Origin of the sequence: Paracoccus isoporae (assembly GCF_900101865.1) — a bacterium.
GTDB lineage: Bacteria > Pseudomonadota > Alphaproteobacteria > Rhodobacterales > Rhodobacteraceae > Paracoccus > Paracoccus isoporae.
On record NZ_FNAH01000002.1, the window covers coordinates 317,286 to 343,633 of the forward strand.

Consider the following 26,348-nt stretch of genomic DNA (forward strand, 5'->3'; position numbering starts at 1 on the left):
ATAAGGGACATAGGATGCGCTGCCCGTTCTGCGGAAATGCCGATACCCAGGTCAAGGATTCCCGGCCCGCCGAGGAGAATGCGGCGATCCGGCGGCGCCGTTACTGTCCCGGATGCGGCGGCCGGTTCACCACCTATGAGCGCGTCCAGCTTCGCGATCTGGTGGTGGTCAAGACCAATGGGCGGCGCGAGGATTTCGACCGGGACAAGCTGTCGCGCTCGATCCGCATCGCCATGCAGAAACGCCCGGTCGAGCCCGAGCGGATCGACCAGCTCATCTCCGGCATCGTGCGGCGGCTGGAAAGCATGGGCGAGACCGACATCCCGTCCAAGGTGATCGGCGAGATCGTGATGGAGACGCTGGCCCGGATCGACAACGTCGCCTATGTGCGCTTCGCCAGCGTCTACAAGAATTTCCAGGATGCGGGGGATTTCGACAAGTTCGTGTCGGAATTGCGGCCGCCCGATCTCGACAAGGCGTGACCCCGGATCAGCGCCACATGGATCACGCGCTGCGGCTTGCGCGGCGCGGGCTGGGCAATGTCTGGCCCAACCCGGCGGTGGGCTGCGTCCTGACGCGCGACGGGCGCATCGTGGGCCGAGGCTGGACGCAGCCAGGCGGACGGCCCCATGCCGAACGTGTGGCGCTCGATCAGGCCGGGGCGGCGGCGCGCGGGGCGACCGCCTATGTGACGCTGGAACCCTGCGCCCATCATGGCCGCACCCCGCCCTGCGCCGATGCGCTGATCGCCGCCGGGGTGGCGCGGGTGGTCACGGCGCTGACCGACCCCGATCCGCGCACCGCGGGGCAGGGCCATGCCCGGCTGCGGGCGGCCGGCATTGCGGTGACGGAAGGTGTGCGCGCGGCAGAGGCCCGCGCGATGCAGCGCGGCTTTCTATTGCGCGTGACGCGTGCGCGGCCCATGGTGACGCTGAAACTGGCCACCAGCCTCGACGGGCGCATCGCCACGCAAAGCGGCGAAAGCCAGTGGATCACCGGCGCGCAGGCGCGGCGGCATGTGCATCTGCTGCGGATGCGCCATGACGCGGTGATGGTCGGCGGCGGCACGGCGCGGGCCGATCTGCCATCGCTGAATGTGCGCGGCTTCGGCCCGGTCCGGCAACCGCTGCGGATCGTGCTGTCGTCGCGCGATCTGCCGGTTCTGCCGGGCGAGGATGCCGATCACGGCCCGCTGCTGAGGCTGTCGGGCGATCTTGACGCCGTGTTGCGCGATCTGGCCGGGCGCGGCCTGACCCGGATCTTCTGCGAGGGCGGCGGGGACCTCGCCGCCGGGCTTCTTGCCGCCGATCTGGTGGATGAGCTGGTGCTCTATTCCGCCGGGCTCGTCCTTGGCGGCGCGGGCCGGGCCTGTGTCGGCACGCTGCCGGAGATGCGTCTGGCGGCGTATCCGAGGTTCACCTTGCGCCGCCATGTCAGGCTCGGCCCCGATCTCTGCCAGGTCTGGACGCGGGACGGGGACGCCGACTGATCGCACCGCGGCCGCGTCACCGGTTCACCGCCGCCAGATCCAGTCATGGCCGGACAGCGCGCCTTGCAACTTCGCCAATCCGCGCAGCGCCGGGCCGCGAGGGGCGAGCGACGGATCGGCGAGCCGGGCGAGCGCCACCTCGGGCGGGCAGGGCAGGCCACTAAGCGGATCGAGGTAGCGGGGATAGGCGATCAGCACCGCATGAACCAGCCCGTCGAGCCCCGGCCGCGTCCGGCGCCGGAGCGGCACCTTCCCGCGGTCATCGCTCAGCCCCCATCCGGCATAGAAGGGCGCGCCGAGCGTCGTGACCGGCACCCCGCGCAGCAGCGCCTCGAATCCCAAGGTCGAGGTGATGGTCCACACCGCGTCCACATCCGCCAGCAGGCTCACCGGATCAGCGTGGCGGGCGACGTGATCGGCCAGATGGCGGAGATCCTCTTCCGCAACGACGCCGGGGCGCAGCCCCGCCTCGACATCCGGGTGCGGCTTGTAGATCAGGAACGCCGACGGGTTCTCCGCGCGCACGCGCCGCAACAGGGCCAGATTGCTGCGTTCCTCTCCCGCGCCCAGCCGGATCGAGGCATCATCCTCCACCTGTCCCGGCACGAGGATGCGGTGCCGCCCGTCGCGCGGCGGCAGGTCCGACGCGCCGGTGAGGTTGTATTTGGTGACCCCTGCCGCGATCAGCGCCCTGCGCAGCCGGGCCGCGCGCGCCTGCCCGCCGGGCGGTGCGCCGTCTTCGATCAGCGCCTCAAGCCGCGACGGGCGGGTCGGGTCGTAATAGATCCCCAGATCATCGGCCACCAGAGACAGGGGCGGCGTCAGTTCGGCCCCCAGCCCGCGGGACCGCAGGAACCCGTCCTCGACACGCAGCGCCGGGGCGGGCAGATCCGCGGCGCGGTTCGCCCAGGCCAGCGTCACCGCGCCCGACGGTTTCGCGGTGAAGCGCACCGGACGCGCCGAGCCGAAGGCCTGCGCGATGACGCGCCGTTTCCAAAGCCGCATGCCGTAAGCCAGATGACCGCGATGATCCTGCCGCCAGACCTTCGCTTCGGCCTCGATCTGGTCCACCGCGCCCTCGAACTCGGTCAGCCGGTCGCGGCAGGGATCATACCAGATCGGGGCGTTCAGATGGCTGGCCGCGAAAAGCGCCTCGGTCGTCGCCTTGCCGCGGCGGGGCAGCGGGGCCTCGTCCTCGCTCAAGCCCCATCCGGCATAGAAGGGCTGGCCGAAGATGCGCGGTCGGTGGCCGGCCAGCATCGCCTCGTAACCAAGCTGAGAGCTGAACGCATAGACCGCGACCGCGCCCGCGAGCAGCCGCCAGGGTGAGACCGGGTCGGTAGAGAGCATCTCCTCGCCGCGGAGATCCTCCCGGCGAAAATGCCCCGGCCGCAACCCGGCGGCGGTTTCGGGATGCGACCGGATCACGATGCGGGCACCGGGATGTTCGGCCCGCGCGGCGTTGAGCATGGCCAGGAACGCCGCCCGGTCCGCGCCCATCAGCGATGCATCGCCCTGTGTCTGGTCGATGACCAGCACATAGCCCGGTTCCGGGGCGGGCGCGTCCGGCAGATGGGCGTTGTATTTCGACAGATCCGCCGCGATCAGCCGGGCGATGCCGTCGCGGGCGCGGGTCAGATCAGCCTCTGTCGCACCGGCGAGGATCTGCGTCTCGATCAGCGACGGGCGGGAGGAATCGAAATGCAGCCCGACCGGATCGACGATCAGCCCGACCGGACCGCGCCGCCCCAGCGGGCCCGACGCCCGCCCCGGCAGGACCGAGCGCAGAAACGCATCCTCGACATGGATGAGCGGGCAATCCCGGCGCGACGCCACCCATTTGCCGCGCCACGCCGTCGGCGAACCGCCCCAGATCCCGACCGCATCGCCGGGGCCGGGCAGGCCGATGCGCGGGCGATACCCGGCCAGCTCCAGGATCCGCCGCACCCGGCCGCGCAGCATCCCGCCATTGCACACGACAAACCGCCGGGGAATCTCCCCGGCGGCGCGTGTCGCAATAGGCGTCGTCAATTCGCGAGATTCTCGAGCTGTCTGACCGATCCGGCGCTGCCGGTGATCGCGCCGAGGATCTTCTGCCACTGCACGTAAGGCGCCTCGGTCACATAGATCGTGTCGCCGTCGCGGATCAGGAAGTCGCGCGCCAGGAACAGCCCGTTCGGCCGCGTCATGTCCAGCACATAGGCCATGCGCTGCGTGCTGCCGATGGGCTGGCCTAGCACGGCAGAGGCCACGCGCGCCGGTTCGTCGCGCAGCACGAACACCCCGGTCGGATCGGCAGTGTTGGTGGACAGCCCGCCAACCATGGCAATCGCCTCGATCGCGCTGATCTGTTCGTTGCCGAGCGGCACCTTGGTCTGGCCACCAAGGGCGCCGAGCGCGGTGAAGTTGCGCTGATCTTCCTCGACCAGGATCACGTCGCCGGGGCGCAGGGCGATGTCGTAGCTGGGGTTGAAATACAGATCGGACAGCCAGACCTTGCCGGTCTCTCGGCCCCGCTTGACGGTGATGACCGCCACTTCCGGCTCCACGCTGACGCCGCCGGCCTTGGCCAGCATGGCGGACAAGGTGCGGGTCGGCCGCTCTATCGGATAGATGCCCTGCCCGAAGGCCTTGCCGACGATGGATACCGTCGCGCCGTCACCGGCCATGCGGGTCACCGTCACCTGCGGGTCGGGGGTCTGGTTTTCCAGACGCGAGGTGATGATCTGGCGAAGCTGGTCGGGGGTATTGCCGGCGGCGCGGACGCGGCCCGCGTAGGGCACGAAGATATAGCCGCCGCTGTCGACCTGAAGCTGCTGGAGCTGGGTCGAGCTTTGGCCGAGGCTGGCCAGAAGCCCGTCATCGACGTTCTCCCAGATCATCAGCCCCAGCGTGTCGCCGGGACGGATCTCGTCGGCGGCCACCGTGCCGGCGTTCAGGAACTCGTTGGAGAAGCCGTAAGCCGGGGTGTAATTGGCCGTCCGGTTCACATGGTTGTTCACGTAGATCACATGGGCGTCGCCGCCATTCTCCACCGCGCCCGACAGGATTTCCTGTTTGTTGGGACCGGAGCGGGGCAGGCCGCAGGCGCTCAGCGCGGTCGCGGCGATCAGCGCGACGGTCAGCGACAGTCGCGTGCCGCGATTGGATGCGGTTCGTGTTTCCGTGGCAATCAAACCATTTACTCCTGCTATTGGCCTTCGCGGCTCGTGCCTCCGCGCGAGGTTAACGCGGGATTCGCCTGAATTCCATATGTTATTGTGTTTCATAAGCTAATCGCTCCCCGGTTGCTGGCGGGTCTCCGCTTGTCCGAATGCCAGCGCATCATAGGGATCGAGCGGGGTCAGCATCATATCCACCACCAGCCTGAGCGCGGGCGCGCGGGCCTTGGCGGCATAGAAACCCCCCGGAATCTGGCTGGTTTCCAGAAGATAGTCGCGATAGCGCTGATAGAGATGCGGCGACGGGCGCTGCGGCCGCAGGAAGAATTCGGCCAGGCTCTGCTCCGAGACCAACTGTGGCTTATCGAACACAGCCCGGCCCATCGCCTTGACCGGAAGTCCGCGCCACAGCGCCTGCTGCGCCGAAGTCGAATTGACGGTGATGACGGAACGCGCATCCCCCAGAAGCGGCGCCAGCTTGCCGCCGGGCACGAAATGCACGCGTTCCGCGATCCCCAGAACCTCGGCCTGGTCCCGGATCGCCGCGCGCAGATTGCCACGCCCATCTTCCAGCGGATGGGCCTTGAAGACGACGTGGTGATGGCGCGGCGCATGGGCGGCGAACTCCCGCAGCACCTCGGCGGTGAACTCCGACATGCTGGCGTAATCGGAATGGGCGCGGAAACTGGCATCGTGTTCCAGTTGCATCAGCACCAGCACGAAGGGGCTGCCGCTGCGCCGGATGCGCATGGTGCGGATCATGTGCAGCAGCATGATCGCCGGCGACAGCAGCAACCGGCGCAGGTTCAGCCGGAACTCCCGCCAGACCGAGATGTCGCGATGGGTGCGGTAGCGCGGAAAGCGCCGGTTCGCGGTCAGGATCAGGAAATGATAAAGTGCGCCGTAGAATTTATGCTGGCGCATGTCGCCCCATTGCGCCGGAGGGCGCGGCACATCGCCCTGTCGGCCGCGCAGCGCCGCCCGCATCTCGCGCAGCGTGATCCCCATCAGCCGGGAATAGCCGTTCGCGCCGCCCCGCTCATAGGTGATCCAGAACGGCCTGAGATACCCCTCCTCGAACACATGCAGCGTCAGGTCGCGTCGCGTCGCGGCTTCGCGCGCGGCGGCGTGGACCGGCCGGACATCGCCATACAGGACAATATCCGTCACGCCCTTCTCCGCGATGATCCGGTCCAGATGCGCGGGCCAGTCGCAGGCCGCATCGCAATGGCGGATCAGCCGATCCGGCGCGGACCAGAAGAACGCGTCACCGGCGTTGAAGGCCACCCGCCAGACCTGCGCACCCGTCGCGCGCAGCAACTTTCCGAGCCGGTCGAAAAACGGCCCGTGCGGCCCCTGCAGCAGCAGGAACACCCGCGCCTCGCCCGGAAGCCGCGCCGACGGCGCGGTCTCGGGGTTCTTACCGGCAGGCTGGATCGGTCGCGGCATCGGGGTTAGGCGTCATCTCAATCATTCCAAGGGATTACATTGCAGGTTCAAGACACGTTGAAAAGGATTCTTCGGGGCAATAGGTTTACGCCACCGTCGGCGCGCCTGCCGGCGCTGCGCCAGCCGGACAGGAGACCGCCATGTTCACCGGGATCATCACCGATATCGGCACCGTCACGCAATGCGAACAGCGCGGCGACATGCGCGCCCGGATTGCCACCGGCTACGACATGGCCGGGGTGGAGATGGGGGCCTCGATCGCGTGCGACGGGGTCTGCCTGACCGTGGTGGGCAAGGGCGATGACTGGTTCGACGTGGAAATTTCGGCCGAGACCGTGTCGAAGACCAATATCGGCGCGAATGGCTGGCAGGCCGGGCAACGGCTGAACCTGGAACGCGCGCTGAAGGTCGGGGACGAGCTTGGCGGGCATATCGTCTCGGGCCATGTCGACGGTGTGGCCAAGATCGTCGAGATGCGGGATGAGGGCGACTCGACACGGTTGCTGTTCGAGGCCCCTGCGGATCTGGCACGATTCATCGCGCCGAAAGGCTCGGTGGCGCTGAACGGCACCTCGCTGACGGTGAACGAGGTCGAAGACACGCGGTTCGGCGTGAACCTGATCCCGCACACGCAGCAGGTCACGACATGGGGCGATGCCAGCACCGGCGATCTGGTCAATCTGGAGATCGACACGCTGGCCCGCTACGTGGCCCGTCTGGCCGGGGCGGGCTGACCCTCAGCAGGCCGCAAGGCGGGACCTCAGACGAAAAGAGGGCGCAACGCGCCCTCTCTGTCTCCGTGGGTCCGGATTGTCAGCGCAGGATCGACTTGCCTGCGTAAACCGCCGATTCCCCCAGCATCTCCTCGATCCGGATAAGCTGGTTGTATTTCGCCAGCCGGTCGGAGCGCGCAAGGCTGCCGGTCTTGATCTGGCCGCAATTCGTCGCCACCGCCAGATCGGCGATGGTCGAATCCTCGGTCTCGCCCGAGCGGTGCGACATCACGCTGGTGAAGCCGGCCCGCGTCGCCATCGCCACCGCATCCAGCGTTTCGGACAGGGTGCCGATCTGGTTGACCTTGACCAGAAGCGAGTTGCCGCAGCCCTTCTCGATACCTTCGGCCAAACGCTGTGGGTTCGTAACGAACAGATCGTCACCGACAAGCTGCACCTTGCCGCCGAGCTTTTCGGTCAGCAGTTGCCAGCCCTCCCAGTCATCCTCCGAACAGCCATCCTCGATCGACAGGATTGGATAATCGCCGCAAAGCGCAGCGAGGTAATCCACGTTCTCCGCCGGGCTCAGCGACTTGCCTTCGCCGGCCATCTCGTATTTGCCGCCCTTGAAATACTCGGTGGAGGCGCAGTCGAGCGCCAGCATGATGTCGTCGCCGGGCTTGTAGCCGGCCTTTTCGACCGCTTTCAGGATGAAATCGAGTGCATCGCGGGTGGAGTTCAGATTGGGCGCGAACCCGCCCTCATCCCCGATCCCGGTCGACAGCCCCGCCGCCGACAATTCCTTTTTCAGCGTGTGGAAGACCTCGGAACCCATGCGCACCGCCTCGCGGATATTCTCCGCGCTGACCGGCATGACCATGAATTCCTGGATGTCGATCGGGTTGTCGGCATGTTCGCCGCCATTGATGATGTTCATCATCGGCACCGGCAGGATATGCGCCGAGGCCCCGCCGACATAGCGGTAAAGCGGCAGGGCGGAAGTCTCCGCGGCGGCCTTCGCCACGGCAAGGCTGACGCCGAGGATCGCGTTTGCGCCCAGACGGCCCTTGTTGTCGGTGCCGTCCAGCTCGATCATCAGCGCGTCGATGCTGCGCTGATCGGTGGCGTCCTCGCCCAGCAGGTTCTCGGCGATCTCGTCATTGACGCTGTTGACCGCCTCCAGCACGCCCTTGCCCATGTAGCGGGATTTGTCGCCATCGCGCTTCTCGACCGCCTCATGCGCGCCGGTCGAGGCGCCGGAGGGGACCGCGGCGCGGCCCTGGGTGCCGTCTTCGAGCGTGATATCGACCTCGACGGTCGGGTTGCCCCGGCTGTCCAGGATCTCGCGGGCGAAGATATCGATAATGGCGGTCATCCGGTCCCTCCGATTGGCTGTGTCAGCGATTACTTACTTGCCATCGCGCCACGCGGAAAGGCGCAATCTTCAGGACAGCTCGATTTCCGCCCAGATCGGCAGGTGATCGGAGGCCTGCCGCGCGGTCGCGCTGTCGCCCACGCCGGTCGCGGTCACCCGCAGCGCGGCGGACACTGCGATGCGGTCCAGCGGCAGGCGCGGCATCGGGGCGGGATAGGTCGGGCCGGGGGTCAGCAGATGCAGCGGGTCGAGCGACTCCAGCCCGCGCGTGCCGCGCCATTCGTTGAAATCGCCCATCAGCATCACCGCATCTCCGGCCAGCCGGGAAGCCTTCGCCACCAGCCGGGCCAATTGCTGGCGCCTGGAGGAGCGGGCCAGCCCAAGATGCACCCCGATCAGCGTGAGCCCGCCGATGCGCAGCGCGAGCGCGCCGCGCGGCTCGATCCCCGGCAAAGGCAGGCGGCGCATGACGGCCTGCTCCGCCAGTTCCGGCTTCATCAGCACCGCCTGGCCGTGCCAGCCCAGCGAGGTTTCGCCGGTGGTGCGCATCTGCATTGGCTCAAGCCCGGTCATCTCCGCGATCATCGCGCGGGGCAGGGCTTCTGGCCGCGCGCCGAGGCGGAAATCCACCTCCTGCAAGGCAATGATGTCGGGGTTCAGCTCTGCGATGACCTGGAGATTGCGTTCGGGCGCGTGCGGCCCGGTCATGCCGCGGCATTTGTGCAGATTATAGGAGGCGACGCGCAGCTTCATGTGCCGCAGAATGTGCGGGTCACGCGCTCCTCCGCAAGGGGCGGCGCGGCCAGATCGTCCCATTCGGCGCGGTCCTCGAAGGGCGCGCGCAGGGCCGCGTCGAGACGCTGGAACGGCGCATAATCGCCGCCGACCGCCGCCTGAATGGCCTGCTCGATGCGGTGATTGCGCGGGATGCGCCGCGGATTGGCGCGGGCCATGCGTGCGGCGTCCGGCCCGGCCGCCTGCCAGTCGCGCGCCCAGTCGTCGAATGTGTCGCGCGCCATGAACTCGTCCCGCGCGCTGCCATCAGCCAGGCCGGCAAAGACGCGGGTGAAATCGGCCCGCTCCGCCGCCATCAGGTCGAGCAGGCGGTTCACCAGCGTCACCGCGCCGTCGGTCGGGCCGAGGCCCAGCTTGGCGGTGAAACGATCCTTCCAAGCCGCCTGATACAGTTCGGGGAAGCCGTGAACCGCCCGCGTCGCCTCCTCGATCGCCTTGTCCTGATCGGCGCCCATCAGCGGGATCAGGCAGGAGGCGAATTGCGCGAGGTTCCAGACCGCCACATGCGGCTGCTCGGCCCAGGCATAGCGGCCATGCCGGTCGATGGAGGAAAATACCGTGTCGGGGTGATAGCCATCCATGAAGGCGGCGGGGCCGTAATCGATGGTCTCACCAGAGATCGCCATATTGTCGGTGTTCATCACCCCGTGAATGAAGCCGAGCGCCATCCATTGCGCCACCAGACGCGCCTGCGCCGCGACCACTTGTTCCAGCAACCCCAGCACGCTCTGCGCCTCGGGATAATGCCGCGCCATGACATGATCGGTCAGCGCGCGCAGTGCCTCGACATCGCCGCGCACCCCGAAAAATTCAAACGTGCCGACGCGAATATGGCTGGCTGCAACCCGCGTCATCACCGCGCCCGGCAGGGCGGTCTCGCGCTGCACCCGCTCGCCCGTTTCGACGGCGGCAAGCGCCCGCGTCGTCGGCACGCCGGCCGCCGCCATGAACTCGCTGTCCAGATATTCGCGCAGCACCGGGCCGAGCCAGCTTTTCCCGTCACCCTGCCGCGAGAAGGGCGTCCGCCCCGCGCCTTTCAGTTGCAGATCGAACCGCGCCCCGTCCGGGGCCACCACCTCGCCGATCATCAGCGCGCGGCCATCGCCCAATTGCGGGGAAAGATGCCCGAACTGATGCCCGGCATAGGCCTGCGCGATGGAGGCCGCCCCGTCCGGCAGCGCATTGCCCGAGAGCATCGCCAGCCCCTCGGGCCCGCGCAGCCAGGCGGCATCCAGCCCGAGCCGCGCGGCGAGGGCTTCGTTCAGCGCGATCAGCTGCGGATCGGGACTGCCCGCCGGGTCCACCTGCGCGAACATGCGCGGGGGCAGGGCGGTATAGCTGTTGTTGAAAACCGGTGCGTTCATGCCCCAAGACATAGGGTCGGCGGGCGAAATGAAAAGGGCGCGTCTCTTGCGGCGCGCGGGCACAGCGCGTATCGCGGAAACAAAGGAGAGCCGCGATGAAATTCCTCGATCTGGCCAAGGTCTATATCCGTTCGGGCGCGGGCGGCGCGGGCAGCGTCAGCTTCCGGCGCGAGAAATATATCGAATTCGGCGGCCCCGATGGCGGCGATGGCGGGCGCGGCGGCGATGTCGTGGCCGAGGCGGTCGAGGGGCTGAACACGCTGATCGATTTCCGCTATCAGCAGCATTTCTTTGCCAGGAACGGCCAGCATGGCATGGGCCGCCAGCGCACCGGCGCGGGCGGCGACGACATCATCCTGCGCGTGCCGGTCGGCACCGAGATCCTGGAGGAGGATCAGGAAACCGTCATCGCCGATCTGACCGAAGTGGGGCAACGCGTCGTGCTGGCGCGCGGTGGCAATGGCGGGTTCGGCAATCTGCATTTCAAATCCTCGACCAACCGCGCCCCGCGCAACGCCAATCCCGGCCAGCCGGGGGTGGAGCGCACGATCTGGCTGCGGCTGAAGCTGATCGCGGATGGCGGGCTGGTGGGTCTGCCCAATGCCGGAAAATCGACCTTTCTCGCCGCCACATCGAACGCGCGGCCGAAAATCGCGGATTATCCATTCACCACGCTGCATCCCAATCTCGGCGTGGTGGGCGTGGACGGGCGCGAATTTGTCATGGCCGATATTCCCGGCCTGATCGAGGGCGCATCCGAGGGGCGCGGGATCGGCGACAGATTTCTGGGCCATATCGAGCGCTGCTCGGTGCTGCTGCATCTGATCGACGCCACGGCGGTCGACGTGGTGGCCGATGCGCAGACCGTGCTGGACGAACTGGCGGCCTATTCGCCGGTGCTGATGGACAAGCCGCGCATCACCGCGCTGAACAAGATCGACGCGGTGGATGCCGAGACGCTCGAGGCCACGCGCGCGCTTCTGGCCGACACGCTCGGCACCGAGGTGATGCTGATGTCCGGCGCAACCGGCAAGGGCGTGCAGGAGGTGCTGCGCGCGCTGTGGACCCGGATCGCGCCATCGCGCGAGGTGGCGAAAAAGGATGACGGCGCGTGGCGTCCCTGAGCCCGCATATCGCGGCTGCGAAACGGCTGGTGGTCAAGATCGGCTCGGCCCTGCTGGTCGGGCCGGAGGGGCTGCGCGGCGACTGGCTGCGCGGGCTGTGCGACGATGTGGCGGAATGGCGAAAGCGCGGGGCGGATGTGGTGCTGGTCTCCTCTGGCTCGATTGCGCTTGGCCGGCGGGTGCTGGGGCTGCCGAACGGGGCGCTGTCGCTGGAACAAGCGCAGGCCGCCGCGGCGGTCGGACAGATCCGGCTGGCGCGCGCCTATGAGGAGGCGCTTGCCCCGCATGGCGTGGCCACGGCCCAGATCCTGATGACGCTGGAAGACACGATGGACCGGCGCCGCTATCTGAACAGCCGCGCCACGATGCAGGCGCTTCTGTCCTTCGGCGTGGTCCCGATCGTGAACGAGAATGACACGGTGGCCACCGACGAGATCCGATACGGCGACAATGACCGGCTGGCGGCCCAGATCGCGGTGACGGTCGGCGCGGATCAGTTGCTGCTCTTGTCGGATGTGGACGGGCTCTATACCGCCAACCCCAAGACCGACCCCTCGGCGCGGCATCTGCCGGTGGTCGAGCGCATCACGCCCGAGATCGATGCGATGGGTGGCGAGCCGGTCTCCGGCCTGTCGAAAGGCGGCATGAAGACCAAGCTGATCGCCGCGCGCACCGCCGTCTCGGGCGGCTGCGCCATGGCGATTGCCGAAGGCTCGGTGCTGCGGCCCCTGTCCGCGGTGGCGGCGGGCGCGCGGGTGACCTGGTTCCTGCCGGACGGAGACCCGCAACTGGCCCGCAAACGCTGGATCGCCACGATGAAACCACGCGGCGAGATCACCGTGGATGCCGGGGCCGCGACGGCGCTCGGCGCGGGCAAGTCGCTGCTGCCGGCCGGGGTGACGGGGGTTGCGGGCGAGTTCGGCCGCGGCGATCCGGTCTCGATCACCGGCCCGGATGGCGGGACGCTTGCGCGCGGCCTGACCCGCTACACCTCCGCCGAGGCCCGCGCCATCGCCGGCCACCGCAGCGCCGAGATCGCCGAGATCCTGGGCTATGAGGGCAGGGCGGCCCTGGTGCATCGGGATGATATGGTGATGTGAACATGTGATCACGGATGAGCGCGCATCATCGTGCCCTGTGGCCGCGAAGACTGCTCCTCATCTCTGCAAGCGCATGATAGATCATGAAAATCTTCAGATGAACCGTGGATTCCGTGATGATATTCCGCCTGACACTTGCGATTTTACTGATCACCTCGCCGGCTCTGGCAGCGGCTGCGCCGGGTTATGCGCGAATCGAGGATCGCTCCGTCTCTGGCCGGCCGCTGGCCATGTCGATCTGGTATCCCGCGCAGCAGCCGCAATCCGCGAGCATCGGCGGAAACCCGGTCTTCAAAGGCAGCCCGGCGGCCGTCGATGCGCCAATTGACGCGAAGGATCTTCCGCTGGTCGTGATGTCGCATGGGGGATTGCGTTCAGCGCCGGGTTCCGGCGCATGGCTTGCTGCATCCATCGCCCGGGCGGGATATATCTTCGTCGAGCTGAGCGCGCCGCGTCCCGAATCTGCTGCCGAGGCTCTGGATGAAATTTGGCTGCGGCCGCAGGATTTGAGCCGTGCCATCGACCGCATCCTGTCTGATGACGACTGGGGTCTGCGCGTTGACCCCGACCGAATTGCCGTTGCCGGTGTGGCGCTTGGCGCGACCGCCGCGCTGACCCTCGCAGGAGCAGAGCTGGACAAGGCGGGATATCTGCGCGGATGCGACGGGGAGGGCGGCAAGCCCGGACCGGATTGCGACTGGCTTGCGCGGCAGAATGTCAGCTTGTCCGACACAAGCCGTGACGGGCTGGCGACCATCGCCCGGGACCGTCGGGTCGATGCGGTGATTGCCATCGGGCCGGAATATGCGGAACGGCTCGGCGACCTCCCCGCCGACATCGCCTCGCTTTGGGTCACGCTCGGGGAGTCGGACACGACCTCCGGCGCGCAGAATGCGACAATATCCACCGTGATCGCCGAGGCATCAATTGTTGACAGTTTCGCCGTTTGCACCCCCGCCGGGCCAGAAATTCTGGCGGAAGAGGGAGAGGACGGTGCAATATGCGGCTCATCGCCCGAGGCGCGGGAGACAATACACCGGCTCGTCGCCGACGAGGTGATTGCCTTTCTGAAGCACTTCGTCGACTAGGCGCGGTCCGCGCGGGCCGACCTTCGCTGCGCGACCGGAAAATCCCCCCGCCGATCCGGCAGGGCTTTGCAGTCAGCCAGCTATGCCGCCTCAGTCCGGCAGCACCCGCACAGCGCCCTTGTCGGCGCTTGCGGCGAAGGTGGCATAGGCGCGCAATGCCGTGGTCACATTGCGCTTGCGTTTCTCAACGGGGTGCCAGCCGGTCTGGTTCTGCTGGACGCGGCGGGCCTCCAGCTCGTCCTCGTCCACCGCCAGATGGATGGTGCGGTTCGGAATGTCGATCTCGATCCGGTCGCCGTCGCGGACCAGGCCGATCATGCCGCCCTGCGCGGCCTCGGGCGAGCAATGGCCGATGGATAGCCCCGATGTGCCGCCCGAGAACCGGCCGTCAGTGACGAGCGCGCAGGCCTTGCCGAGGCCTTTGGATTTCAGATAGCTGGTCGGATAGAGCATTTCCTGCATCCCCGGCCCGCCTTTCGGGCCCTCATAGCGGATGACGACCACGTCGCCCTCCTTGACCTTGCCGGTCAGGATGCCGCTGACCGCCGCGTCCTGGCTCTCATACACGACAGCGGGGCCGGCAAATTTTAGGATCGATTCATCCACCCCGGCGGTTTTCACGATGCAGCCGTCAAGCGCGATATTCCCTTTCAGCACCGCCAGCCCGCCATCCGCGGAGAAGGGCGCGTTGACGGAGCGGATCACCCCGCCCTGGCGGTCGAGATCCAGCGTGTCCCAGCGTTTATCCTGGCTGAAGGCAGTCTGGGTCGGCACACCGCCGGGGGCCGCGGAATAGAAGCGATGCACGGCCGCATCCTCGCTGCGCGAGATGTCCCACTGGTCGATGGCCTCGCCCAGGCTCGGGGCATGCACCGTCGGGCTGTCACGATGGATCAGACCGCCGCGGTCCAACTGGCCCAGGATCGCCATGATCCCGCCTGCACGGTGGACATCTTCCATATGCACATCCTGCTTGGCCGGCGCGACTTTGGACAGGCACGGCACCTTGCGGCTGAGCGCGTCGATATCGTCCATGTCGAAATCGATCCCGCCCTCATAGGCGGCGGCGAGGATATGCAGAACGGTATTGGTCGAGCCGCCCATCGCGATATCCAGCGACATGGCGTTCTCGAAGGCCTTCTTGTTGGCGATGTTGCGGGGCAGGACGGATCTGTCCTCCTGCTCGTAATAGCGCTTGGCCAGCCCGACGATGCGCTGCCCGGCCTCCTCGAACAGCCGCTTGCGATCGGCATGGGTGGCGAGTGTGGAGCCATTGCCGGGCAGGGACAGGCCCAACGCCTCGGTCAGGCAGTTCATCGAGTTGGCCGTGAACATGCCCGAGCATGAGCCACAGGTCGGGCAGGCCGAGCGTTCGATGGCCGCGACATCTTCGTCGCTGACGCTGTCATCGGCGGCGGCGACCATCGCGTCGACCAGGTCGAGCGCGTGCAGCTTGCCGTCCTTCAGCACCACCTTGCCTGCCTCCATCGGGCCGCCAGAGACGAAGATCGCCGGGATGTTTAGCCGCATCGCCGCGTTCAGCATGCCGGGCGTGATCTTGTCGCAGTTGGAGATGCAGACCATCGCATCGGCGCAATGGGCGTTGACCATGTATTCGACGCTGTCGGCGATGATCTCACGCGAAGGAAGCGAATAGAGCATCCCGTCATGGCCCATGGCGATGCCGTCATCCACCGCGATGGTGTTGAATTCCTTGGCGACGCCGCCCGATTTCTCGACCTCGCGCGCGACGAGCTGGCCTAGATCCTTCAGATGGACATGGCCCGGCACGAACTGGGTGAAGCTGTTCACAATGGCGATGATCGGCTTGCCGAAATCGCCGTCCTTCATCCCGGTGGCGCGCCACAGGCCGCGCGCGCCCGCCATGTTGCGTCCGTGGGTGGAGGTGCGAGAGCGATAGGCCGGCATGAGACTGTCCTTCCGATTGGCAGAAAGCCGGGCGCGTGGCCCGGCCCTTACGGCTACGGCACATATATCTAGTGGAAAACTTCGGCCATCACCAGAAGCCGAATGCGCAAAATCGCCCCTGCCGCCGGGATGGGGGAGCGTCGGCCGGATCGGGGCGCGGCCGCCCGGCAGCGCGGGCGGCGTCAGCCCTTCACGATGTGGAAGCGGGCCCGCAATTCCTCGGGCGTTTCGCGACGCGGGGGCGGGGCTGGCGGGCGCTGCGCGGGCAGCGGTGGCGCACGCCAGCGCGGGGCCGGCTCCTCGAACGCCTCGGCCACGGGGCTGATCGGCCGGGCCCCCTCGATCACCGGCGAGATGCTGTCGCCGGTCACGTCGAAGCGGCGCGGGCCGCGCCCGATCTCGCCCTGGCTGACCAGGCAACCCAAGGCGCGGGTGACATCGCCCAGATCCGAGCGCAGCGGCAGGAACAGCAGCCTTCCGTCAAGCGAGGGGCGGCCAAAACTGCCGGGGGAGTGAAGTTGCAGCGTCGCGATCTGCGGACCCTTGAACACCGTCTCCAGCAGGTCGGACAGGCGGCCGCGGCTGTCGGGGTTCAGCAGCGAGCAGACCGGCATGCCGCGCACCTCCATCCCCATCAGATCGACGAGGTGGCGTCCGGCCAGCCGGAACCGCGCCGCGCCGGGCGCAATCCGTTCCAGGATGAAGGCGAAATCGAGGATGTGGCGCAGCCCCTGCGGCTCCACATCTGCGCGATCGGGGACGGCGCGGCCACGGCAGAGCGTCCGCCAATAGCGATGCATCTCGGCAATGATGCGGGCGGGGTCGGCGGGCACCACATCGTCCAACCGGATCAGCTCGCCCCTGTCGCCGGACAATGCTGGAGTGTCCGGCGATTCGGCTCCGGCCGTAATTGTCCGGTGAGGCGTGGCGTCCCGCCCCGCCGTAGGCCGTTCTCCACCGGGCTTGCCGTATCTGTCGTCCCGCTCGTCACACATCGCGTCCCACCGTTTCACCACCTACCCAGCTTCAGGAGCTGCACCCGTCCACCATGTCCGCCCCGTTGACCCTGCATGCCCGCACGTCCCGGATCGCGGGTCAGCCGACGGGCCTCTCCACCCGTTGCGTCCGCCTTGATCCCGTCGGGGCTCAGCGCCTGACGACCGTGCCAAAGCGACCGGATCAGCGACGCCGACTGTTCCAGCGTAGCGCGTGGGATTAGGAAACGGTTGAGAATTCTTGGGGAATGGTTAAGCCGTGAGACTTGATTTCTGCGCTGCGGAACGGACAAATGCGCGGGGATTCTTCAAGGGGGCGGCATGGATCGGACCGGACTTCTCATCATCTTGTCATCGCCGTCCGGGGCGGGAAAATCCACCCTGGCGCGGCGTCTGATCGACTGGGATGACTGCCTGTCCTTCTCCGTCTCTGCGACCACGCGCCCCGCCCGGCCGGGCGAGATCGACGGCCAGCATTACCATTTCCTGGACCGCGCGGCCTTTGCCGACCTGGTGGCGGGGGGCGAGATGCTGGAACATGCCGAGGTGTTCGGCAATCTCTACGGCTCGCCCCGTGCCCCGGTCGAGGCCGCGATGGAAGCCGGGCGCGATACGATCTTCGACGTGGACTGGCAGGGCGGCCAGCAGATCCGCGCCTCGGCGCTCGGCCCGCATGTGGTCAGCATCTTCATCCTTCCGCCCTCGCTGCCGGAACTGGAACGCCGGCTGATTGCGCGCGGGCAGGATTCGGCCGAGGTGATCGCCGGGCGGATGGAGAAGAGCCGGGGCGAGATTTCCCACTGGGCCGAGTATGATTATGTCTTGGTCAATGACGATCTGGACCGGACCTTCGAGCGGCTGACGGCCATCCTGACCGCCGAGCGTCTGCGGCGGGAGCGGCAGAAGGGGCTGGGGCGGTTCGTGAAACGCTTGATGGAGGGAGAGCAGCCATGATCTGGGAACTGGACGGCGTTGCGCCGCAAATCGCGGAGGATGCCTGGATCGCGCCCGATGCGCAGATCATGGGGCGGGTGGTGATCGAGCCCGGCGCCAGCATCTGGTGGGGCGCGGTGCTGCGCGGCGATAATGACGAGATCCGCATCGGGCGCGGCTCGAACGTGCAGGATCTGTGCTGCCTGCACACCGATCCGGGCTTTCCGCTGGTCATCGGGGAAAACGTGACGGTGGGGCACCGCGCCATGCTGCATGGCTGCCGGATCGGGGATGGCAGCCTGATCGGCATGGGCGCCACGGTGCTGAACGGGGCCTCGGTCGGCTCGGGTTCGCTGGTGGGGGCGGCGGCGCTAATCTCGGAAGGCAAGGAGATCCCCGACCATGTGCTGGTCATGGGCGCCCCTGGCCGGGTGGTGCGCGAGATCGACGAGTCGGGCCGTCAGGATCTGCTGAACTCCGCCGCGCGATACCGCGACAATGCCGCGCGCTTCCGGGGCGGGCTGAAACGGCTGGACTAGGGTGAGCGGGCTTTCGGTGCAGGATCTGATCGCGGCGCTGCCGATGGCGGTGCTGGCGGTGGATGAGGAGGCGCGGGTCACGGCGGCGAACGCGGCCGCCGGCACCTTGCTGGGCGATCAGTTGACCAACCGGCCCTTCGTCACCGTGCTGCGCCATCCGGTGATCGTGCAGGCGGTCGATTCCGTGCTCCATCCCGATCCGGCCAGCGTGCCGCTGCATGATCCGACGCCGGGGCGGGTGCAGTTCGGCGGGTATCGCAACCGCGCGACGCTCTCGGCGCGGGGGCGGGACTTCATGGCCGAGGTGACGGTCTCGGCGCTGCCGGAGGGGCGCGGCGCGCTGATCGTGATCGAGGACAGCTCGGGCGTCGAGCAGGCCGAGCAGTTGCGCCGCGATTTCGTCGCCAATGTCAGCCATGAGCTGCGCACGCCCCTGACCGCGATGATGGGTTTCATCGAGACACTGCGCGGCCCGGCCCGCGACGATGCCGCCGCCCGCGACAAGTTCCTGTCGATCATGGAGACCGAGGCCGGGCGGATGAACCGACTGGTGCTGGATCTGCTGTCGCTGAGCCGGGTCGAATCCGAGGAACGCCGCCGCCCTGCCGAATCCCTCGATCTGGCGGTGATCGTGCGCAGCGTCGCCGCCACGCTGGCGCCGCAATCCCAGTCCAAGGGGGTGCGCATCGAGGTGGCGAATGCCGATTCGCCGGTGATCGCGGCGGGGGATCCCGACCAGCTCACCCAGGTCTTTCACAATCTCGTGGAGAACGCGGTGAAATATGGCGGCAGCGGCGGGGTGGTGACGCTGCGGCTGGGTCAGATCGACCATGAGCCGACGCTGCGCGGCCCGGCGAATTTCGTCTCGGTCGAGGATCGGGGCGAAGGCATCGACGAGATGCATCTGCCGCGCCTGACCGAGCGGTTCTATCGCATCGACAAGCACCGCTCGCGCCAGCAGGGCGGCACCGGGCTGGGGCTGGCCATCGTGAAACATATCGTCAGCCGCCATCGCGGCAAGCTGCGCATCGAATCCGAACGCGGGCGCGGCTCGACCTTCACGGTGATCCTGCCGGCGGTTGCGGCGCGGGGCTGAACTTGTCGCCAGCCCCGCAAGCGACTATCTGGGGCGCAAGCAATGGAGTTGGCGATGACGCATAACCCGATCCGGCCCTGGCGCAATATCGAACGGCGCAGATCGCGCCAGATCATGGTCGGCACCGTCCCGGTCGGCGGCGACGCACCGATCAGCGTGCAGACCATGACCAACACCGATGGCCATGACGTGCGCGCGACGCTGGACCAGGTGATCCGCGCCGCCGATGCCGGGGCCGATATCGTCCGCATCTCGGCACCCGATCAGGAGACCACCAAGGCGCTGCGCGAGATCTGCCGCGAAAGCCCGGTCCCGATCGTGGCCGACATCCATTTCCACTACAAGCGCGCCATCGAGGCCGCCGAGGCGGGTGCGGCCTGTCTGCGCATCAATCCCGGCAATATCGGCAGTGCGGAGCGCGTGGCCGAGGTGGTGCGCGCTGCCAAGGATCACGGCTGCTCGATCCGCATCGGGGTGAATGCCGGGTCGCTGGAAAAGCATCTGCTGGAGAAATATGGCGAGCCCTGCCCTGATGCGATGGTCGAGAGCGGGATGGACCACATCAAGCTGCTGCAGGATCACGATTTCCAGGAATTCAAGATCAGCGTGAAGGCCTCGGACGTGTTCCTGTCCGCCGCCGCCTATCAGCAACTGGCCGAGATCACGGATGCGCCGATCCATTTGGGCATCACCGAGGCGGGCGGCTTGCGCGGCGGCACGGTGAAATCCGCCATCGGGCTCGGCAATCTTCTCTGGGCCGGGATCGGGGACACGATCCGGGTCAGCCTGTCCGCCGATCCGGTCGAGGAGGTCAAGGTCGGCTTCGAGATCCTGAAATCGCTGGGCCTGCGGACGCGTGGCGTGCAGATCATTTCCTGCCCGTCCTGCGCGCGTCAGGGCTTCGACGTCATCAAGACCGTCGAGATCCTGGAGGCGCGGCTGGAACATATCAAGACGCCGATGTCGCTGTCGATCATCGGCTGCGTGGTGAACGGGCCGGGCGAGGCGCTTATGACCGATATCGGGTTTACCGGCGGCGGCGCAGGGTCGGGCATGGTCTACATGGCCGGGCGGCAGGACCACAAGATGAGTAATGACCAGATGGTCGATCACATCGTCGAACTTGTCGAGGAACGCGCCGCGAGGATCGAGGCGCAGAACACCGCGGAAGCGGCGGAATAGCCGCGCCCGCAGCAGGCGGGTATTTGGGTGAAGGAGAAACCCTGACCGGCTTGTCGGTCAGCCGCCGGTGGACGCGCGGGCCTCTTCGATCACCGGGACGATGCCGGTCTGGGGCATGCCGCGCAGCAGCGTGTCGCCGATGATGAAGCTGGGCGTGCCGGAGATGTTCAGCGCCTGCGCCAGCCTTGCATTCTCGCGCAGCACATCGGTCACGTCATCGCCGTTCATCGCCGCGATGACGGCATCGGTGTCGAAGCCCATCTTCTCGGCGATGGCCCGCAGCCCGTCCGGTGTCACATTGCCGCGCATGCTGTAGAAATGGTCATGGACCTGCTTGTAGGCGTCGTCGCCCTCGATCTGCTTGACGGCGATGGCGAAGCGCGCGGCCAGCTCGCTCTCCTCGCCCAGGATCGGCAGATCCTTCAGGATCAGGCGCAGATTGCCGTCGCGGGCGAGCACCTCCTCGACATGCGGAAAGGCCTGCCGGCAGACGCCGCAGCGGTAATCGATGAATTCCACCACCGTCACGTCGCCATCGGGATTGCCGCCCACCCAGCTGACGCCGTCCTCGTAGATCTGGTCGGAACGCTGCGCGATCATCGCGGCGTCGTTTTCGGCCTCGCCGGCCAGCCGGCGCTGTTCGAGCGCGTTCATCGCTTCGATCAGCACGTCGGGATTTTCCAGAAGGTAGTCGCGCACCGCCCCGCCGAAAGCCTGTTTCTCGGCCTCCGACATCGCGCCGGGATCGAAGGCCAGGGCCGGGCTGGCGGTCATCATCAGGGCGGCGATCAGGGCGTTCGCAAGGGGTTTCATCGGGCGCAGCTCCGTTTCGGTGTCGGCGCGGAGCGTGGCGCGGATTGCCCGGAAAGACAAGCCACGCGCGCGTGAAGCGCTTGACCAGCAGGTCAGGGGACATGCATAGACATGGCGAAAGGGGCCGGGATGCGGATGCGGCAATCGAAACGGGGTCAGGTCGAGGCGTTCATCGTTATGGACGTGATGGAGGCCGCGCGCCGGGCCGAGGCGGAGGGGCGCCACATCATCCATATGGAGGTCGGCCAGCCCGCCACCGGGGCACCGGCTGCGGCGCGCGCCGCATTGCAGGCGCGGCTGGATCGGCCGCTCGGCTATACCGTGGCGCTTGGCCTGCCCGAACTGCGCGCCGGAATCGCAGCGCTGTATGACCGGTGGTACGGCGTCGATCTCGATCCCACTCGGGTGGTGGTGACGGCGGGGGCGTCGGGGGCCTTCACCCTGGCCTTCGCCGCGCTCTTCGATGCGGGCGACCGGGTGGCGATGGGCGATCCGGGCTATCCCAGCTATCGCCAGATCCTGCGTGCGATGTCGCTCAGCCCGGTGGCGATCCCGACCTTGCCCGAGCATCGCTATCAGCCGTGCCCGCAGGAGATCCCGGCCGATGTGCAGGGGCTGATGCTGGCCTCGCCCGGCAACCCGTCCGGCACGATGCTGGGACCGCAGGCATTTCGCACGCTTCTGGATCGCGCGGCGGAGCTTGGGGTCAGCGTGATCTCGGACGAGATCTATCACGGGCTCAGCTATGGCGAACGCTGCCACTCGGCGCTCGAGTTCAGCGATGATGTCTACGTGGTGAACTCCTTTTCCAAGTATTTCTCGATGACCGGCTGGCGGATCGGCTGGATGGTGGTGCCCGAGGCGCATATCCGCACCGTGGAGCGGCTGGCGCAGAACATGTTCATCTGCCCGCCCCATGCCAGCCAGATCGCTGCACTCGGGGCGCTTGATGCGATGGAGGAATGCGAAGGGTTCCGCGCCGTCTATGCCGAGAACCGCCGCCGTCTGATGGATGCGCTGCCCAAGATCGGCTTCGACCGCATCGCGCCGCCGGACGGGGCGTTCTATGTCTATGCCGACGTCTCGGCCATGACCGATGACAGCCTGCGCTTCTGCGGCGAGATCCTGGAGCGCGCGGGCGTGGCGGTGACGCCGGGGCTGGATTTCGATCCGATGCGCGGGCGCCGGACGATCCGGCTGTCCTATGCCGGCAGCACTGACGATATCGCCGAGGGCATTGCCCGGCTGTCGAGTTTCATGGCGTCCAGATGATCCGGGTGATCTGGCTGTTCCTGATGCTGGCCTGGCCGCTGGCATCCGCGGCGCAGGATGTACCGCGCATCAAGACCGGGGCGACCCGCGCCGTGGCCGATGGCGACGGTCTGGAGTTGGACCTGCGGCTGAGCGGGCCGGCGCCCTATCGGCTGATGCTGCTCGACCAGCCGAAGCGCCTGGTGATCGATGTGAAGGCGGCACCTGGTGCGGACGCGGCGGACGTGTTCGACGGGGCGGAGAATTTTGCCGCCGTGCGCGCCGCCCCGTTCCGCGCCGGCTGGACGCGGATGGTGTTCGAGCTGCGCGAGCCTTATGCGGTGCGCAGCGCCGTCATGCGCACCGCGGCACCGGGCGCGACCGGGCTGTCGCTGCGCCTGTCGCCGGTCGCGGCGGAGGATTACGACGGCGCCACCAACGCCATGTCGGCGCTGTGGAACCTGCCGCAGCCCACGACGCCGGTGCTGGACCCGTCCCGCCCGCAGCCGCTGCGCATCGCGATCGACCCCGGCCATGGCGGCATTGATGCCGGTGCGGTGGCCGCGGGGCTGCGCGAGGCCGATCTGATGCTGGACTTCGCCCATGAGCTGACAGAAAAGCTGATCCGCGCCGGGTTCGAGGTCGTGCTGACCCGGCGAAAGGACGTGTTTGTCGGACTGGAGGCACGGATGACCGAGGCGCGGGCCTCGAACGCCGATCTGCTGATCTCGCTCCATGCCGATGCGCTGCCCGAAGGTCAGGCGGCGGGGGCGGCGATCTTTACCTGGAACAGCCAGGCCGATGACCGCGCCTCGCGCCAGCTGGCCGCGCGCCACGACCGTGCCGACCTGGTGGCCGGGCTGGACCTGCAGGGCACGGATGACCAGATTGCCGAGACGTTGATGGACATGGCCCGCGCCGACACCCAGCCCCGGTCCGAAGCACTTGCCAAGCATATCTCGGCGGAACTGGCGCAGGCGGGGCTCGCAATGCATCGCAACCCGGTCAAGGGGGCGGCGTTCAGCGTGCTGAAATCGCCGGACATCCCGTCCCTGTTGCTGGAGCTGGGATTCCTGACCGATCCCGGCGACCGGGACCGGCTGACCGATCCGGGATGGCGGGCCCAGATGTCGCGCGCCGTCACCGACGGCATCACCGCCTGGCTCGATGACGATGCGGCCCTTGCCGAACTGCGCCGCCATTGACCCCGGTCCTCGCCCGTCATTCCGCAACGGAAATCCGCGCTCTCACCCAAGCTTGTTTTGACCTGACGCCACGGCGCGTTTAAGAAGCCGCGTATTCCTCATCAAGGGCTGCTGCGTGTTCCGGTTCATCCTTTCCTTTTTCGGATCGATTTTCTCGCTTCTCGTCACCGGGTTGATCTTCGGCCTGCTGATTCTGGGCGGGGTCTTCTGGACCTATTCGCGCGATCTGCCCAGCCATGAACAGCTCAGCCAATATGCGCCCAAGACCATCAGCCGGGTCTATTCGGGCGAGGGGCGGCTGATCGACGAGTTTGCCGAGGAGCGGCGGATCTTCGTGCCCGGGGAGGAAATCCCCGATCTGGTCAAGGAGGCCTTCGTCTCGGCCGAGGACAAGAATTTCTACCAGCATCACGGCTATGACATGCGCGGGATCATGGCGGCGGGGCGCGATGCGGTCATGTCGCGCGGCCAGAATGTGCGCGGGGCCTCGACCATCACCCAGCAGGTGATGAAGAACTTCCTGCTCTCCTCGGATCGCAGCGTCGAGCGCAAGGTGAAGGAACTGATCCTGGCGACGCGGCTGGAGCAGTCGCTGTCGAAGGACCAGATCCTGGAACTCTATCTCAACGAGATCTTCCTGGGCCAGAACAGCTATGGCGTGGCCGCCGCCGCGCAGACCTATTTCAACAAGACCCTGTCCGAGCTGGAACCACACGAGGCCGCGACGCTGGCCGCCATGCCGCAGGCGCCAGGCCGCTATCATCCGGTCCGCGCCAAGGAGCGCGTGACCGAGCGGCGCAACTACGTGCTGCGCGAGATGTGGCAGAACGGCTATATCGACGAAGCCACGATGAAATCGGAGTCGGCCAAGCCGCTGCGCTCGGTTCAGAACGGCGATTTCGAGGCGTTCGCAGAGAAACTGCCGCCGCGCGACTATTTCACCGACGAAATCCGCCGCCAGCTCTCCGAGGAGTTCGGCGAGGATGAGTTCTTCGGCGGCGGTCTGACGATCCGCGCCACCGTCGAGCCGCATATGCAATCCGTCGCCTCCGACGCGCTGCGCAGCGCGCTCGAGGATTACGACCGCGGCCGCGGCATCTGGCATGGCGTGATCGAGACGCTGCCCGAGGAGGCGCTTGCCAGCGAGGCCGCGTGGCGCGCGGCCCTGTTCGATGTGAAGGCCGCCCCGCGCGACGTGCCGGGCTGGATGCCCGCCGTGATCCTGGAGGTCAGTGACGCCGGCAATGCCCGCATCGGCATCGAGGGGATCGAGGAGGATGCCGACGGCCACTGGGTGCCGGCCAAGGACGCGCAATGGGCCCGCCCGGAGCGCGAGGACGGCTCGCTGGGCCCGCGGGCGCAGGGTGTGGGCGATCTGGCGCAGCCGGGCGATGTGGTCATGGTTGGCGCCATGACCAGCGATGCCGATGGCAGCTTCATCCGCTGGACCCTGCGACAGGTGCCGGAGGTGCAGGGTGGCTTCATGGCGATGGACGTCAATACCGGCCGGGTGATCGCCATGCAGGGCGGGTTTTCCTATCAATCCTCGGTGTTCAACCGCGCGACGCAGGCGATGCGCCAGCCCGGGTCGAGCTTCAAGCCCTTCGTCTATGCCGCAGCACTCGACAATGGCTATACCCCGGCGACCATCGTGGTGGACGAAGAAATCGCCATCAACACGCCGGACGGGATGTGGCGGCCCAAGAACGCCTCCAACCGCACCTATGGTCCGACACCGCTGCGCACCGGGATCGAGCAGTCGCGCAACCTGATGACGATCCGCGTCGCCCAGGATATCGGCATGCAGACCGTCGCCAACTATGCCGAGCGGTTCGGAGTCTATCCCGACGGGCAGATGCGGCCCTTCCTGGCGAATTCGCTCGGCGCGCAGGAAACCACGCTCTACAACATGGTCGCGGCCTATGCGATGTTCGCCAATGGCGGCGAGCGGGTGGAGCCGACGCTGGTGGACCGGGTGCAGGACCGGCGCGGCCGCACCGTCTATCGCCACGATCAGCGCGATTGCGTGGGCTGTTCGCAGAACGCGCTGCCCGCCGGCACCGCGCCCGAGATCGACACCAACCGCGAACGGGTGATGGATGCGGTGACGGCGTACCAGATCACCTCGATGATGGAAGGCGTGGTCAAGCGCGGCTCCGGCACCGGGGTCAATCTGCCGGTGCCGATCGCGGGCAAGACCGGGACCACCAATGAAGCCAAGGATGTGTGGTTCGTGGGCTTCTCCTCCAACATCGTGGCGGGGTGTTACCTGGGTTACGACCAGCCGCGCACCCTGGGCCAGAACGCGTATGGCGGCACGCTCTGCGTGCCGGTGTTCAATGCCTTCATGCGGCAGGCCGTGGCCGAGTATGGCGGCTCGGCCTTCAAGGTGCCGGAGGGCGGGTATTTCATGAAGATCGACCGCTTTACCGGCGCGCGGCTCTCGGCCGATGCCAGCGGCGCCAACGTCATCTCGGAATTCTTCCGCGACGGCACCACGCTGGACAGCGGCATGGCCTATGTCGATGGCGGGTTCGAGCCGAAGATCATGCCGGCGGTGGACGGGCTGCCGCTGACGCTGAAGGCGCTTCCGGCGACCGGGGCAGGGACATATGGCAGCAAGGCCGTCACCACCTCGACCGGGCAGCGCAAGGTCATCCCCGGCAAGGCCGATTTCGGCACCATCTCCTCGGGCGGGCTCTACTGACACTGCCGCAGCGCGCCGCGCCTGCCCTTGTGAGGGCGGG

General features: G+C 67.3%; 22 protein-coding genes. 13 read left to right on the forward strand and 9 right to left on the reverse strand.

The features are described 5' to 3' along the window. Positions 1-14 precede the first annotated feature (14 nt). Positions 15-482 carry a transcriptional regulator NrdR gene (gene nrdR, locus BLT73_RS05100; RefSeq protein WP_090521489.1) on the forward strand — a complete coding sequence of 156 codons (468 nt, stop codon included), beginning with the start codon at positions 15-17 and terminating at the stop codon, positions 480-482. Beyond that, positions 479-1,489, forward strand: a complete 1,011-nt coding sequence (ribD, locus tag BLT73_RS05105) for a bifunctional diaminohydroxyphosphoribosylaminopyrimidine deaminase/5-amino-6-(5-phosphoribosylamino)uracil reductase RibD (RefSeq protein WP_342705154.1) — start codon at positions 479-481, stop codon at positions 1,487-1,489. Before nrdR ends, ribD begins: the two co-directional genes overlap by 4 nt. 24 nt (positions 1,490-1,513) lie before the next feature. Here ribD and BLT73_RS05110 read toward each other — a convergent pair whose 3' ends face one another. From BLT73_RS05110 to BLT73_RS05120, 3 genes are all read right to left on the reverse strand, one after another. Beyond that, the gene (locus BLT73_RS05110) at positions 1,514-3,451 is read right to left on the reverse strand and encodes a capsular polysaccharide biosynthesis protein (protein WP_090521492.1); all 1,938 of its coding nucleotides are present in this window, start codon (positions 3,449-3,451) and stop codon (positions 1,514-1,516) included. A gap of 65 nt (positions 3,452-3,516) precedes the next feature. Further along, positions 3,517-4,665, reverse strand: a complete 1,149-nt coding sequence (locus tag BLT73_RS05115; protein ID WP_483874352.1) for a polysaccharide biosynthesis/export family protein — start codon at positions 4,663-4,665, stop codon at positions 3,517-3,519. A 96-nt stretch (positions 4,666-4,761) separates the two neighbouring features. Beyond that, positions 4,762-6,099 (reverse strand): capsule biosynthesis protein, encoded by a 1,338-nt coding sequence (locus BLT73_RS05120; protein ID WP_090521495.1) that lies wholly within the window; start codon positions 6,097-6,099, stop codon positions 4,762-4,764. 140 nt (positions 6,100-6,239) lie between these two features. Here BLT73_RS05120 and BLT73_RS05125 point away from each other — a divergent pair, with 140 nt between their 5' ends. Then, a complete protein-coding gene (locus tag BLT73_RS05125) occupies positions 6,240-6,833 on the forward strand; it encodes a riboflavin synthase (RefSeq protein WP_090521496.1) in 594 nt (197 codons plus the stop codon). A 79-nt stretch (positions 6,834-6,912) separates the two neighbouring features. Here the strand turns inward: BLT73_RS05125 and eno are convergent, their stop codons facing one another. The 3 genes from eno to BLT73_RS05140 all read right to left on the reverse strand — a co-directional run bounded on the left by eno (position 6,913) and on the right by BLT73_RS05140 (position 10,346). Beyond that, positions 6,913-8,187 (reverse strand): phosphopyruvate hydratase, encoded by a 1,275-nt coding sequence (eno, locus tag BLT73_RS05130; RefSeq protein ID WP_090521498.1) that lies wholly within the window; start codon positions 8,185-8,187, stop codon positions 6,913-6,915. 69 nt (positions 8,188-8,256) lie between these two features. Continuing rightward, a complete protein-coding gene (locus tag BLT73_RS05135) occupies positions 8,257-8,940 on the reverse strand; it encodes an endonuclease/exonuclease/phosphatase family protein (protein ID WP_090521499.1) in 684 nt (227 codons plus the stop codon). Beyond that, the gene (locus BLT73_RS05140; protein WP_090521502.1) at positions 8,937-10,346 is read right to left on the reverse strand and encodes a protein adenylyltransferase SelO; all 1,410 of its coding nucleotides are present in this window, start codon (positions 10,344-10,346) and stop codon (positions 8,937-8,939) included. The genes BLT73_RS05135 and BLT73_RS05140 overlap by 4 nt, the downstream gene beginning before the upstream one ends. A gap of 95 nt (positions 10,347-10,441) precedes the next feature. On the opposite strand from BLT73_RS05140, the gene obgE reads away from it, so the two are divergent. The 3 genes from obgE (at position 10,442) to BLT73_RS05155 (ending at position 13,658) form a co-directional block, all read left to right on the forward strand. Further along, complete coding sequence (gene obgE, locus BLT73_RS05145) at positions 10,442-11,470, forward strand: GTPase ObgE (RefSeq protein WP_090521504.1); 1,029 nt, start codon at positions 10,442-10,444, stop codon at positions 11,468-11,470. Beyond that, on the forward strand, positions 11,458-12,570 hold the full coding sequence (proB, locus tag BLT73_RS05150; protein ID WP_090521506.1) for a glutamate 5-kinase: 1,113 nt from the start codon (positions 11,458-11,460) through the stop codon (positions 12,568-12,570). Before obgE ends, proB begins: the two co-directional genes overlap by 13 nt. 113 nt (positions 12,571-12,683) lie before the next feature. Next, a complete protein-coding gene (locus tag BLT73_RS05155; RefSeq protein ID WP_143025627.1) occupies positions 12,684-13,658 on the forward strand; it encodes an alpha/beta hydrolase family protein in 975 nt (324 codons plus the stop codon). A 90-nt stretch (positions 13,659-13,748) separates the two neighbouring features. Here BLT73_RS05155 and ilvD read toward each other — a convergent pair whose 3' ends face one another. Both ilvD and BLT73_RS05165 read right to left on the reverse strand, forming a co-directional pair. Further along, positions 13,749-15,587 (reverse strand): dihydroxy-acid dehydratase, encoded by a 1,839-nt coding sequence (gene ilvD, locus BLT73_RS05160; RefSeq protein ID WP_090521509.1) that lies wholly within the window; start codon positions 15,585-15,587, stop codon positions 13,749-13,751. Between the two features lie 182 nt (positions 15,588-15,769). Continuing rightward, on the reverse strand, positions 15,770-16,462 hold the full coding sequence (locus tag BLT73_RS05165; protein ID WP_245727084.1) for a PAS domain-containing protein: 693 nt from the start codon (positions 16,460-16,462) through the stop codon (positions 15,770-15,772). A 441-nt stretch (positions 16,463-16,903) separates the two neighbouring features. Here BLT73_RS05165 and gmk point away from each other — a divergent pair, with 441 nt between their 5' ends. From gmk to ispG, 4 genes are read left to right on the forward strand one after another with little or no spacing between them, the layout of a single operon-like run. Then, positions 16,904-17,536, forward strand: a complete 633-nt coding sequence (gene gmk / locus BLT73_RS05170; RefSeq protein ID WP_090521511.1) for a guanylate kinase — start codon at positions 16,904-16,906, stop codon at positions 17,534-17,536. After that, positions 17,533-18,054 (forward strand): gamma carbonic anhydrase family protein, encoded by a 522-nt coding sequence (locus BLT73_RS05175; RefSeq protein WP_090521512.1) that lies wholly within the window; start codon positions 17,533-17,535, stop codon positions 18,052-18,054. Before gmk ends, BLT73_RS05175 begins: the two co-directional genes overlap by 4 nt. A gap of 1 nt (position 18,055) precedes the next feature. Beyond that, positions 18,056-19,150, forward strand: coding sequence for a sensor histidine kinase (locus tag BLT73_RS05180; RefSeq protein WP_342705156.1), 1,095 nt, complete (start codon positions 18,056-18,058; stop codon positions 19,148-19,150). Positions 19,151-19,204: 54 nt separating this feature from the next. Beyond that, positions 19,205-20,332 carry a flavodoxin-dependent (E)-4-hydroxy-3-methylbut-2-enyl-diphosphate synthase gene (gene ispG / locus BLT73_RS05185; RefSeq protein ID WP_090521893.1) on the forward strand — a complete coding sequence of 376 codons (1,128 nt, stop codon included), beginning with the start codon at positions 19,205-19,207 and terminating at the stop codon, positions 20,330-20,332. Positions 20,333-20,389: 57 nt separating this feature from the next. Here the strand turns inward: ispG and BLT73_RS05190 are convergent, their stop codons facing one another. After that, on the reverse strand, positions 20,390-21,145 hold the full coding sequence (locus BLT73_RS05190) for a DsbA family protein (protein ID WP_090521895.1): 756 nt from the start codon (positions 21,143-21,145) through the stop codon (positions 20,390-20,392). A gap of 135 nt (positions 21,146-21,280) precedes the next feature. Here BLT73_RS05190 and BLT73_RS05195 point away from each other — a divergent pair, with 135 nt between their 5' ends. The 3 genes from BLT73_RS05195 to BLT73_RS05205 all read left to right on the forward strand — a co-directional run bounded on the left by BLT73_RS05195 (position 21,281) and on the right by BLT73_RS05205 (position 26,308). Beyond that, positions 21,281-22,417: a pyridoxal phosphate-dependent aminotransferase gene (locus tag BLT73_RS05195; RefSeq protein WP_090521897.1), complete on the forward strand. Its 1,137-nt coding sequence runs from the start codon at positions 21,281-21,283 to the stop codon at positions 22,415-22,417. Beyond that, the gene (locus BLT73_RS05200; protein ID WP_090521514.1) at positions 22,414-23,601 is read left to right on the forward strand and encodes an N-acetylmuramoyl-L-alanine amidase; all 1,188 of its coding nucleotides are present in this window, start codon (positions 22,414-22,416) and stop codon (positions 23,599-23,601) included. The genes BLT73_RS05195 and BLT73_RS05200 overlap by 4 nt, the downstream gene beginning before the upstream one ends. A gap of 115 nt (positions 23,602-23,716) precedes the next feature. Further along, complete coding sequence (locus BLT73_RS05205) at positions 23,717-26,308, forward strand: penicillin-binding protein 1A (protein ID WP_090521516.1); 2,592 nt, start codon at positions 23,717-23,719, stop codon at positions 26,306-26,308. Positions 26,309-26,348: the final 40 nt, after the last annotated feature.

Bases quoted from the DNA above. Each gene is read 5' to 3' on its own strand.
- nrdR (WP_090521489.1), top strand. From the start codon at position 15: ATGCGCTGCCCGTTCTGCGGAAATGCCGATACCCAGGTCAAGGATTCC.
- BLT73_RS05110 (WP_090521492.1), bottom strand. From the start codon at position 3,451: ATGCTGCGCGGCCGGGTGCGGCGGATCCTGGAGCTGGCCGGGTATCGC.
- BLT73_RS05120 (WP_090521495.1), bottom strand. From the start codon at position 6,099: ATGCCGCGACCGATCCAGCCTGCCGGTAAGAACCCCGAGACCGCGCCG.
- BLT73_RS05125 (WP_090521496.1), top strand. From the start codon at position 6,240: ATGTTCACCGGGATCATCACCGATATCGGCACCGTCACGCAATGCGAA.
- eno (WP_090521498.1), bottom strand. From the start codon at position 8,187: ATGACCGCCATTATCGATATCTTCGCCCGCGAGATCCTGGACAGCCGG.
- BLT73_RS05135 (WP_090521499.1), bottom strand. From the start codon at position 8,940: ATGAAGCTGCGCGTCGCCTCCTATAATCTGCACAAATGCCGCGGCATG.
- BLT73_RS05140 (WP_090521502.1), bottom strand. From the start codon at position 10,346: ATGAACGCACCGGTTTTCAACAACAGCTATACCGCCCTGCCCCCGCGC.
- obgE (WP_090521504.1), top strand. From the start codon at position 10,442: ATGAAATTCCTCGATCTGGCCAAGGTCTATATCCGTTCGGGCGCGGGC.
- ilvD (WP_090521509.1), bottom strand. From the start codon at position 15,587: ATGCCGGCCTATCGCTCTCGCACCTCCACCCACGGACGCAACATGGCG.
- gmk (WP_090521511.1), top strand. From the start codon at position 16,904: ATGGATCGGACCGGACTTCTCATCATCTTGTCATCGCCGTCCGGGGCG.
- BLT73_RS05175 (WP_090521512.1), top strand. From the start codon at position 17,533: ATGATCTGGGAACTGGACGGCGTTGCGCCGCAAATCGCGGAGGATGCC.
- ispG (WP_090521893.1), top strand. From the start codon at position 19,205: ATGACGCATAACCCGATCCGGCCCTGGCGCAATATCGAACGGCGCAGA.
- BLT73_RS05190 (WP_090521895.1), bottom strand. From the start codon at position 21,145: ATGAAACCCCTTGCGAACGCCCTGATCGCCGCCCTGATGATGACCGCC.
- BLT73_RS05195 (WP_090521897.1), top strand. From the start codon at position 21,281: ATGCGGCAATCGAAACGGGGTCAGGTCGAGGCGTTCATCGTTATGGAC.
- BLT73_RS05200 (WP_090521514.1), top strand. From the start codon at position 22,414: ATGATCCGGGTGATCTGGCTGTTCCTGATGCTGGCCTGGCCGCTGGCA.